At 43.4% G+C, this 11,081-nt stretch carries 8 protein-coding genes, 4 pseudogenes and 1 riboswitch; of the genes and pseudogenes, 9 read left to right on the forward strand and 3 right to left on the reverse strand.

Features of this window, described 5'->3' with window-relative positions; all coding sequences use genetic code 11:
• Window positions 1-597, forward strand: a pseudogene (locus tag HMPREF0518_RS01005) (ISLre2 family transposase); the annotation flags it as partial.
• An 80-nt stretch (window positions 598-677) separates the two neighbouring features.
• Window positions 678-862, forward strand: a riboswitch (cobalamin riboswitch).
• A gap of 169 nt (window positions 863-1,031) precedes the next feature.
• Here the strand turns inward: HMPREF0518_RS01005 and HMPREF0518_RS10540 are convergent.
• Complete coding sequence (locus HMPREF0518_RS10540) at window positions 1,032-1,322, reverse strand: hypothetical protein (RefSeq protein WP_003625196.1); 291 nt, start codon at window positions 1,320-1,322, stop codon at window positions 1,032-1,034.
• Between the two features lie 241 nt (window positions 1,323-1,563).
• On the opposite strand from HMPREF0518_RS10540, the gene HMPREF0518_RS09420 reads away from it, so the two are divergent.
• Entirely contained in the window at window positions 1,564-2,442 is an 879-nt protein-coding gene (locus HMPREF0518_RS09420; RefSeq protein WP_244855799.1) for a DUF5776 domain-containing protein, read from the forward strand.
• Between the two features lie 87 nt (window positions 2,443-2,529).
• A complete protein-coding gene (locus HMPREF0518_RS01025) occupies window positions 2,530-3,576 on the forward strand; it encodes a prenyltransferase/squalene oxidase repeat-containing protein (RefSeq protein WP_023192883.1) in 1,047 nt (348 codons plus the stop codon).
• Window positions 3,577-3,755: 179 nt separating this feature from the next.
• On the opposite strand, the pseudogene HMPREF0518_RS09990 reads toward HMPREF0518_RS01025, so the two are convergent.
• Window positions 3,756-3,893, reverse strand: a pseudogene (locus tag HMPREF0518_RS09990) (RNA-guided endonuclease TnpB family protein); the annotation flags it as partial.
• 111 nt (window positions 3,894-4,004) lie between these two features.
• Here HMPREF0518_RS09990 and HMPREF0518_RS01030 point away from each other — a divergent pair.
• The 6 genes and pseudogenes from HMPREF0518_RS01030 (at window position 4,005) to HMPREF0518_RS01050 (ending at window position 10,212) form a co-directional block, all read left to right on the forward strand.
• On the forward strand, window positions 4,005-4,754 hold the full coding sequence (locus HMPREF0518_RS01030) for a DUF4430 domain-containing protein (RefSeq protein ID WP_003625203.1): 750 nt from the start codon (window positions 4,005-4,007) through the stop codon (window positions 4,752-4,754).
• A gap of 256 nt (window positions 4,755-5,010) precedes the next feature.
• Entirely contained in the window at window positions 5,011-5,334 is a 324-nt protein-coding gene (locus tag HMPREF0518_RS01035; RefSeq protein WP_003625204.1) for a hypothetical protein, read from the forward strand.
• Between the two features lie 57 nt (window positions 5,335-5,391).
• Complete coding sequence (locus HMPREF0518_RS01040; RefSeq protein WP_003625205.1) at window positions 5,392-6,618, forward strand: ISL3 family transposase; 1,227 nt, start codon at window positions 5,392-5,394, stop codon at window positions 6,616-6,618.
• 343 nt (window positions 6,619-6,961) lie between these two features.
• Entirely contained in the window at window positions 6,962-7,480 is a 519-nt protein-coding gene (locus tag HMPREF0518_RS01045; RefSeq protein WP_012212328.1) for a GNAT family N-acetyltransferase, read from the forward strand.
• Between the two features lie 328 nt (window positions 7,481-7,808).
• A pseudogene (locus HMPREF0518_RS09560) lies at window positions 7,809-7,907 on the forward strand (BlaI/MecI/CopY family transcriptional regulator); the annotation flags it as partial.
• 37 nt (window positions 7,908-7,944) lie between these two features.
• Complete coding sequence (locus tag HMPREF0518_RS01050; protein ID WP_003625209.1) at window positions 7,945-10,212, forward strand: heavy metal translocating P-type ATPase; 2,268 nt, start codon at window positions 7,945-7,947, stop codon at window positions 10,210-10,212.
• A gap of 75 nt (window positions 10,213-10,287) precedes the next feature.
• Here HMPREF0518_RS01050 and HMPREF0518_RS01055 read toward each other — a convergent pair.
• A pseudogene (locus tag HMPREF0518_RS01055) lies at window positions 10,288-11,081 on the reverse strand (MFS transporter); the annotation flags it as partial.

Consider the following 11,081-nt stretch of genomic DNA (forward strand, 5'->3'; position numbering starts at 1 on the left):
AAGCAGCACGAGCACTTCTTAGACGTCTTCCACTTGAACAAAAAGATTAAAGATCGCCTAAGCTTCATGCCGGCTATGCAAAGCAAATTGATCAGTGCAGTTGAGTTCAAGTATGATCGCCACTTGACTGATGTGATTTTAGACACGATTGAAAGCAATCTGGTTGATGAGCTGAATACGTCAGAAAATCATGAAAACCTAAAGCGGCTGCGCAGCTATCTTCATCGTCGCTGGGTGGATATTAAGCCGTTTAAGATGCGTCATTTGTCAGTAATTAAGGCAATTGGCTGCTGTGAGAGCAATACTTATCGCATCAAAGGGCAAGGAAAATACTGGTCAGAAGATGGTGCCGAAGGAATTCTGCGTGTACTAACTTGTATCAAAAACAATGAGCTGGAATACTGGCTTAGCAGTGAGTTTGCAGGTGGGCAGCTCGATATTGGTGATCAGGAAGAATTGAAAGGTGCAGTTCGTGCCAACCTAAGAAAGACGCATGAAGCTCATCTAGGTATTCATCATGGAGCAATCGAAAGCTTAACAGCAGGTCATAGCTATTTGGATGATTTCGGCAGAAAATTAAGTCAAATAAATATTTAAGAAATTAAGGTCAGACTAATGGTTAATAGCCTACCGCAAAAATATTGACACTTACGACTTCGTAGCCCTCTTGTAAACAAACGCGCGCTATGCTATAATGATTAATGCTAAAAAGTATAATGAACCGGAAAAAGGTGAAAAGCCTTTACAGCCCCTTCGCTACTGTAAGATTGACTGAAATGTCGCAACTCACTGGCTAAAGCCGGGAAGAAGACATTTGGGGATGAGATCAAGTCAGGAGACGCTTATTATACTAATTGCAAAGTTTCTTAGGGTCGACTTTGTCAATTAATAATAAACTTTCCGGGATTAGTCTGCCCAAAAATGCCGGACGTTAGTTATTAATGATAGAAGATGGCTCTAGCTCTAGGCTAGGCTTTTTTTGTGTTGCAGAAAAGTCTAACCAGTCCAGTATTAATAGCGGTTAACGACCGTTAAATTTGTTTTGAGGAGTGTTCAGTATTGAAAAGAAAAAAATTTCTATATTGGTTTTCAATTGTATTAGGGATTTTTCTGATATTTTCCAGTGGTGGTAATTCATCCAGGGCTGATGCAGCATCCAGGGCTGATGCAGCATCCAGGGCTGATGTAGCATCAGATGCCGTCGATTCGGCAATTTCCGCTGGGTTAGCGGAGATCGCGCAAAAAGGGCCCAAAAACGTAACGGTTGTCAACAATCCGGCCAGCTCTTCCAGTGCATCGAGTTCATCAGCAGTAACATCCACTTCTTCATCTAGTAGTGTGCCAATAAGTACGCCGACTGTTTCCGGGAAGCCTGTTAAAAAAGCAAGTCATCGTTCCATCGTATATGCACTGACAACTGTCAAACTATATAGAAGTTCGAACTTTACTAAATCGAATCTGACGAATACCTACAAGAAACGTGCCCGGATTAACCGCCCAATGTTCCTGGTTATCAGCCAGCAAACGAACAAACAGGGCCATGCGATCTATCGAGTAAAGGACATGAATTCGGGCAAAACCGGTTATACGCTTTCTGGTTCAAAGTATTTTGCCCACGCCTACTATTCCGCAAAGGTGACCCGCATTAAAGTCATCAATCCTAAGGGAATCAACGAGTATGGTAAGGTTAACTTAACGAGCAAGAAGCGCCACGTTAAAAAGAATGCGTCATTAAGCGTCAGAAAAGTTGTTAACTATGGGCTTTCCAACCGGATGCAACTTACAAATGGCCGCTACATCACTGCTAACAAGAAGTTCATCTTGGCTACTAAGATCAAGAAGAGCTCCCAAAATACTCGTCCAAGCACACCTACGGCCACAACCACAGGGACGTCAACGAGTACCCCACCGACTAACTCAGGGTCAACAGCGACTACGGCAACGACGGGGACAACCACAACCACAGGGACGTCAACGAGTACCCCACCGACTAACTCAGGGTCAACAGCGACTACGGCAACGACGGGGACAACCACAACTACTAATAATTCACCTAGTGCCACGCCAACTTTGCCAGTGGCACTCACAAATCCAGTGGCACTCACAAATCCTGTTACGCCATCAAACGATGCTAAAACCATCACAACCACTATTAGTATTCATGCCGATGGGGCGATCATCGCAAGTGGCAATATCAAGGTTAGCAGTGGGGCCAGCGCATTTGATGCCTTGCAGGCATTTGCCCAGCAACAAGGATTGGCTTTAACTTATAAAGGATCGGGGGCTACTACATACGTTACCGGAATTAATGGTTACAATGCTGGGCCAGCCGGGACAATGACTGGATGGCTTTATTCAGTTAATGGCACCTTACCTGGTTCATCGATGGGTGCTTATACTTTGAAAGATGGCGATTCAATTTCGATGACCTACATTAAGTAATTATTCATCTAATAATCAAATATCAAAGTGGTTGGGGGAAAATGATGCCCCAGCCACTTTTATGCATTATCTAGGGAGATCACACCTATGAATAAATATATAAAATCAGTCTTGACTTCTGCAACTTTGGTTATCGCCGCTTTGACGCTCTCAACAACTACCAACGCTGCATCAATTAGGAAGGCTAGTACCGGCACCATTCACAGCAGAATTGCCCGTACTTATTCCTATGCCAAAAAGATGATTAAAGAAAATAAGACCGGACTTTCCGGTCAAAGTAGTTCTATTTTTAGTAAGAAACTCAATCCTGATACTGGTGCGGCTTCGGGGTACTCTGACTTTCTGTTAGGGCTCAAGGGAAACGGTTATAAATTTAATACCAAGGAAAAAACGTTGCTGCGAAAAAACTTGGTAATCAAAAAGACAACCCCTGCTGCAACAATGGCCAATGCCGTGATGGCCGTTCAGGCGATGGGGCTCAACGCTAGAGATTATAAGCCATATGGCCACAAAAAGGGAATCAATCTGGTAACCAAGTTGTACCGGACAAGTGTTTCCAAACAAACGACAAGTGCCCAGGCACAAGTGCTGATTGCCATTTCGATGAGCTCAAAGTTCAAGCGGCCAAAGGGAGCGAAGTTTAGCAAAGCAAGCTTGAGTGCTCGGCTAGTGAAAGCTCAATTAAATAATCACGGTTGGACGTATAATAACCAACAAGGAGTTAGGGATGCCGACACGACCAGCATGGTTCTAACCGCTCTGGCTCTAGGAAAGGTTAATACAACTAACGTCAAGGACAGCTTGCTGAAGGGGCAAAAATTTCTTACTGGTATTGTGCAGCCCAGTGGTGCATTTGGCTACACGTTTAATGGCAAAACAACGCCAAATGCCAATTCAACCGCTGAAGCAATTATTGCCCTATCAAATAATTTTGGCATGAAGAAATATGTGAATAACACGACGATGAAAACAAGTCAAACTAGGACGCCGCTTTATGCAATGCTGACCTATGTCAATAAATCCGGTTCAATTAAAAACGCAGCTACTCAGCTCTATGGTGTCGGTCAGGTAAATTTAGCGGTTGCCGCTTATAAAGCTGCTTTAAAGAATCGTTCAGTTTACACAATTAATTAATCGCCAAATTTTGAGTGAGAGGTGACAAAACAATGTCAATTACTCGGTAATAAATTACCGAGCTTGTAACTCACACCCCTAACCGGGTCGTAGTGCAAATGTCTGACAACTCCTACCAAAGTGGTTACATCATCGGGTGATTGACAGCACCCGTTTAACTACTAGAGTTTATCCAGTAGCTATTCTTGATTAAATTGCAATTGATTAAAGGCGGTTTCTTTATTCGTTACCCAGTTAGTGCCAAGGAGTTGAATATTCATGGCGCCAATCCGGTCATCGTTGCTGGTATAGCCGCAATGTCCGCAGTGATACTCATGCATTAGTGAAATATTAGTCATCACAAATCTATTTTAGAAAAGAGGTGCGTTGCTCAAGACGCCGATTCCTCTCGGCATTAAAATACCGAGTTTCCTCGTCTAGCAACTCTTATGAAAAAAGCAATTGGCCTCATTCTTGCGTTCATTCTCACAATTGGAATCGCTTTTGGTGCCCAACAGGTGATTTCATCGAGAGACGCAGCCCCTAAGCCGACACCTTCTAAACAAGTGACTTCTTCAAGTTCAAGTTCGACCAGCTCAAGTCATCTTAAACAGCCAAGTCACCAGCAAAAAGCAAAGGGTGCAAGCAAAGCAAAACCAAAAGCAGATAGGCGGGCTCAAAAAACAGACAACAAGCCCCAAACTGCTAGTTCTCAATCAAGCACAAGTCCTAATCGGACAACTGGATACAGTGCAAAGGCAAGTCCTAACAAGGTCGCTAAAACTAAGCGGTCAAATGCCCCTAAATCTGATAAGCTGGGTAAGATTAACCACAAAGCAGAAACCAAGGTGTTTCAGGATACGCATCATGCGGCTAAAAAGTCGTCTAATGCTAAGAATACAATTCAAATCCATTTAACGGTTGATGGATACAAAAAAGTTTTCTATTCGAAGCGGATGCGCGTTAAAAAGGGCGCCAACGCGTTTTCGATTTTAAAGCAAACGAACCTGAAGATTAGTTATATTCCGGGTCCCTCCGTTTACGTGAACGGCATTAACAACCTCAAGGAAAATGACGTTAAGGCCGGTTCTGGTTGGATGTTCAGTGTTAACAAGAAATTTATTGACCATGCTGCAAACTTAACGAAGCTTAAGAGTGGGGACAACGTTCGTTGGTACTTTACAACGGAGGGGTATTAACTGATTAGATCCCGCTAATATTGATTCAAACAAAGCGACTGCTGCCAAAGGGAGGGATATATTCCTTTGGCGGTGGCCGCTTTTAATGATTATTCTCTTTTAGAGCTTTCTCCAAAAAATGCCGAAAAATTTTGGACAATTCTCCAAACATAAATGGCGAAAAAGAGGTTATATTCCCTTTATAAGGGATCACTCGATAATCCGGGGGAATTTTTGAGTGGTAACCAAGCTATTTTTCTAGAGGGAGTTGTTTTTTATGAATAAATTGAATCAATTACTAATAATTGCAGCGGCTTCGGTGGGGGCTTCATTTTTATTATTGACAGGGGTTCTAATGCCAGCTTTTGCTGCCACCAGCCCCACTTCCACGACCCAAACATCACCGATCACAACTATTGCCACTCAAGACCAAGCAGAGGACAATAACAGCGGCACCCTTGACGGAGGTGTCACTTGGCAAATTGCGAACGATACCTTGACGATTAGTGGTGGAACCATTGGGTCTAAAATTTTTGGTGTTGGAAAGTATTTCCATTCCAAAAGTACTAGGCCCTTTTTGATAACAAAAAAAGGCATCTAAGCCTCCCTAGTGCTATGCTTTAAGCGACGAAACTCAAGATAAGCGGGGTAGGAATAGATGTCTCAACTAGATAATACACTTAAATTACTGGGAATTACAGACACAAACATTCAGGTGTTCGGTACTCGTGAGGAATTTCATGGTCGGGGCTCGGGTCGCAAAAAGTATTTGGTCATCCAGGCAGAGCTTACCTACACACTCAGGCGCTATCCTAGCTGTGGATACAATACATTGCACCCTAACGGACACAAGCTCACTCATGTCCACATTGCAGGACCCATGGACCGGCCCGTAATTCTAGAGCTAAACAAGCAACGCTTGCGTTGTAGTAACTGCCATAGCACTTGTACGGCCGCCACTCCAGTGGTATCAACCAACCACGCCATCGGTCACGGACTAGCGACTCATATGCTGAAGCTAGCCAGTAAATCACTCCCGGCTAAGACTATCGCCAGTCTCACCGGTATTTCGACAAACTCAGTTCAGCGTATTTTGACGGCTAATATTCATCCACACTTACCGATTAATCTATGCTTTGATGAATTCCGTTCCACGCACGGCTCCATGTCGTTTATTTGCATTGACGCCGACACTCACAAATCAGTTAAAGTACTTAGCGACCGCCTTAATAGAACCATCAAACAGTTCTTTCTTAGTCAGTACAGCACCGCAGAACGGGCCGCGGTTCAACGCGTCATCATGGACATGAACGCCTCCTATCAGGCATTCGTGCACGAACTATTCCCTAACGCCGAACTCATTATTGATCGGTTCCACATTATTCAATTAATGGGCCGGACGATGGATACCATTCGCACTCAATGTTTAAAGCAACTCGACAAGCATTCGCGGGAATATAAAGTACTGAAATCACTATGGCGCCTATTCCACAAGGCCAACCCTGACGCCCAAAAGAGCCGCTACCTCTTCGGCCTGAATAAGTACTCGACCGAACAGAACGCTATTGATATTGGAACCGATACGTTTCCGGCCTTCAAAACAGCTTATGAAACCTACATCGATCTCCACGATGCTTTGATGGGGCGTCACGCTGATGAACTCAAGAATATCATCACTAACTATCAGCCTAACGGCACACCCCTAGATACGGCCATGCATACCCTACGAAAGAATCTTAATGGAGTAATTAACGCTGCCAAATCGTCCTACTCTAACGGACCGATAGAGGGCATCAACCGTATGATCAAGGAGCTCAAACGTGCTTGTTATGGCTTCTCCAATCAGGCCAATATGTTCACACGCGTCTACCAGCTGATTGCCTAGATTATCTACCACAATAACGTCACGATGGTAGGCTTATTTGTTATGCCTTCAAGTACGATATTCAGACAACACACCAGATTAAACGCCGCAACTAATAAAACAACAAAAAAGATCTCCCACACGAGGAGATCTCCAAAGGATAGAAACTATCCTTCGACACCATTTGACAAACTTCCAAAAAAGTGGCTATAGCGGTTATGCATTCAACGTATCAGCACAATGCTGGTGCGTTTTTCTTTTATCAAAATTGATTTAACCATGTGCCATCTCTGTGTGATATTGCACGAACAGTTTGTCTGCCGTAGAATTATTAGGTATTAATAGGGATGAGGTGGCTTTAATCATGATTAAGTTTGACTACGCAAAACAAGCAGAACTGCCCAAGATTGTGGCAATTTATAATGAAACAATTCCCAGTCGACTAGCCACGGCAGATTTGGAACCAGTTTCAGTTGCTTCCCGCCAGCCGTGGTTTGAATCATTTAACCCAGATAGCCGTCCGCTTTGGGTAATTAAGGATGACGATAAGATTGCTGGATGGGTAGGGTTAGAGTCATTTTATGGACGGCCAGCTTATCATAAGACGGCGGAAATCAGTATCTACATTGACAAAGATTTCCGTCACCAAGGAATTGGCCAGCAAGCGATTGCCTACGTGATAAGTCAATTGCCCCGGTTAGGGCTAGATGCATTGGTTGCCTTTATTTTTAGCCATAATCAGCCAAGCCAACATCTATTTAAGCAAAATCAATTTGAAACATGGGGCCATTTACCAGACGTTGCAATTATGGATGGTCAACGGCGGAGTTTAGATATTTTGGGTAGGCGCTTTCAAAAAGTGAGCGGAGCAAAGCGGTCCTAATCTGTGATGTCTAAGAGACCAGGACTTTGTACACCCGGGCTTGGATTTTTGGCAGCGGCTTGGTATAGTACATTCCCGCTATGTAGGGGAGAACATCCGATGACTAAGATAAGAGGCATTTCACCATACTAACAAGAAAACCAAAAATTCCCAGATCATTAATTTAACATATCGTATCAAACCACGCCTGGAATATTATCTAGGCGTTTTTTTAGTGTCATGGTATTTTCTGGCAGAAAGGTTGCATTATTGTGACTACAGTTGTAAGCTAATAAGTGTTAAGAGACTACAAATGTAAACTTAGAATTCAATTAATGGAGGAAGCCAATTGAAGGATGCAAAGAATGTAACCATCACCGATTCTGAATGGATGGTTATGAGAGCAATTTGGACAATGGGACATGCAACTAGTCGTGAACTAATCGATTTTGCTACGCACACTTATTTTTAGGGGGTCGATAATCATGGCAAATAAAGAGGACCATATGAACATGAAAAACATGAGTGCTAAGAATATGGAAAATAATGAATCAAATATGAGTCATATGGATCATGATAACATGAAAATGGATCACGATATGACCGAAACGGATCATAATCAAATGAACATGGACCACGATATGGCCGAAATGGATCATGGTCAAATGAACATGGATCACAGCCAAATGAACATGAATCACGAAACTATGAATATGAGTGGGATGAATCACGGTGATATGGATATGGCTGGGACCGACATGATGATGCACGGTGGCACAATGATGCATATGGGGAATTTGAAAGTTAAATTTTGGGTCTCCGTTGTCTTAGCGATTCCAGTTTTACTGTTAGCACCAATCATGGGTTTAAACGTTTCCATCCTTAGTTTCAGTTCACCGCTAATTGTTGGCATTATCATCGTTTTGTTTGATACAGCACTTTACTTTTATGGCGGAATGCCATTTTTAAAGGGAGCTAAAGCGGAAATTCAGAATAAATCTCCTGAAATGATGACGCTAGTAACCCTTGGAATTTCCGTTTCGTATTTCTACAGTTTGTACGCATTTATTGCCAACAACTTCTTGAACCCGGCAAATCATGTAATGGATTTTTCGTTCGAACTTGCAACCCTGATTTTAATTATGCTTCTAGGACACTGGATTGAAATGAATGCATTGATGGGGGCTGGGGATGCCTTACAAAAGATGGCGGCCCTGTTGCCTAAGACGGCCCATCTAGTTACAGATAATGGTGAAACAAAAGAAGTGCCAGTATCTGATTTAAAAGTTGGTCAAGCTTTCCAAGTGCGTTCAGGTGAGAGTATTCCAGCCGATGGTGTTATTACGGCTGGGGAGTCGACCGTGAATGAAGCACTGGTAACCGGTGAATCTGCTGCCGTTCCCAAGAAAGTTGGCGATAAGGTCATTGGTGGTGCAACCAACAATAACGGGACGCTAACGGTTAAAATTAGTGGTACTGGTGACTCCGGCTATCTTTCTCAAGTAATGAAAATGGTTCAAAATGCCCAGCAAGCTAAATCTAAAGCAGAAGATAAAGCTGATTTAGTTGCCAAGTATCTATTTTACGCGGCATTTGGTGTTGGGATTATTGCTTTCTTTGCTTGGTTACCCCAGGGATTGGCGACTGCAATGACGATCATGGTGACCGTCTTCGTGATTGCTTGCCCGCATGCATTAGGATTAGCGATTCCATTAGTGGTTTCTCGTTCTACTACGATTGGCGCTCAAAATGGGCTATTAGTTCGAAATCGCCAAGCCATTGAAGCAAGTCAACATGTTAGCCACGTTCTCTTGGATAAAACTGGCACGTTAACAGAAGGTAAATTTACGGTGAATGCATTGATTCCAAATGATGGGATTGACGAAACAACGTTATTAAGCCGACTGGCCGCCCTTGAAAATAATTCGACTCATCCGCTGGCCCAAGCAATCATTACTGAAGCCCAAGCGAAGGGCATTGAAGTCGTTGCGGCTGAAAAGTCTCAAAATATTCCGGGCGTTGGTATTTCTGGTAATGTTGATGGCACTGACTATATGATTGTTAATGGTAACTATTTAAAGAAGCAAGGGATCAAGTTTGACGAGGCCGCTGCTGATAAATGGGCTGCTAAGGGTAATTCCGTCAGCTTCCTATTGCAGGGCACCCAAGTTCAAGGAATGGTTGCTGAAGGCGACACCATCAAAGCGGGTGCTAAGGAATTAATTAGTGGTCTTCAGAGGCGAGGAATTACCCCCGTAATGCTCACTGGCGATAATCCAAAAGCCGCGGAACACGTTGCTAACTTACTAGGATTGACTGAATTCCATGCAGGCCTATTACCAGATGATAAGCAAAAGATTATTGCTGATTATCAAGCAAAGGGCAATCACGTCATCATGGTTGGTGACGGCGTAAATGACGCACCAAGTCTTGCCGCGGCCGATATTGGAATTGCAATTGGTGCCGGAACCGATGTTGCCATTGATTCCGCTGATGTTGTGTTGGTTAAATCAGAACCCAGCGATATTTTACATTTTCTTGATTTGGCTAAAATCACAAATCGGAAAATGGTTCAAAATCTCTGGTGGGGAGCAGGCTACAATATTGTCGCAATTCCACTTGCTGCCGGTGTGTTGTCATTTATTGGAATCATTCTAGACCCAGCCGTTGGTGCTGTGGTCATGGCTATGTCGACAATTATCGTGGCAATTAATGCGATGGGATTGACTGCTGAAAAGATTAAAAACGTGTAATTAAGTGATGACAAAAAAGAGGAGAAAGATCAGCTGGTAGTCTGGTCTTTCCCCTCTTTTTGATCATCATGTTAATTACTTATCTGGTTGCTCAGTTAATTTCGCCAATTTTTGATGCAGCCTAATGTCATATTGCCTGGTAATTGGCATTAACACCGCGACCACCCCGCAAATGGCAGTACCGATTCCTGCAATCACAAATAGGCGTTCAATGCCAATCACATCAGCTAGGGGACCGGCAAAAATTAAGCCAATTGGTCCAGCTAGATTCAACAAAGAATTCAAAACGCCTAGAATCCGCCCTAACTCTTCTGCTGGATAACTTTGTTGAATCATTGCCATTAAAAGCGTTGTAAAAAATGGGGTCGCAATTCCTTCAATGATGTTTAAAGCTGCGAATCATAAAAATCCGGTTTGGTTACCTGGCAAAATGCCGCTAATACCGGTTGGAATGCCAACCAGGAAAAACGCGATGATTACGGGCTTCATCCGGTCCTGCCACTTACCAAAGAGGCCAATGATAGTGCCGCCGATTAGCATGCCAGTTGAATAAATGGCTTCAATTAAGCCAGCCTGACTAACGGTTCCCTGAAAGTATTTCATGGTCATGAGTGGATACATGCTGGCAGCAGGCATGTAGGTTAGTGTGAAGACGGCGCCGATCAACGTAATGTACCACAAGCCCTTGTTGTTCGTAAGTTGTTTGATCCCCAAGCGGGTGTTGTGGAGCACATGCATTGGCTGATCAATTTTTTCATTGTTAGGAATTTGAACCCACGTAAAATACAAATCCCAATGATGGCCCCAAGTACGTCTAACAGAATCAAGTACTCGATGGGGATAAACGCAAATAAAAACGCGCCCAGTGC

The organism is Lactobacillus helveticus DSM 20075 = CGMCC 1.1877, assembly GCF_000160855.1.
In the GTDB taxonomy this organism is placed as follows: domain Bacteria; phylum Bacillota; class Bacilli; order Lactobacillales; family Lactobacillaceae; genus Lactobacillus; species Lactobacillus helveticus.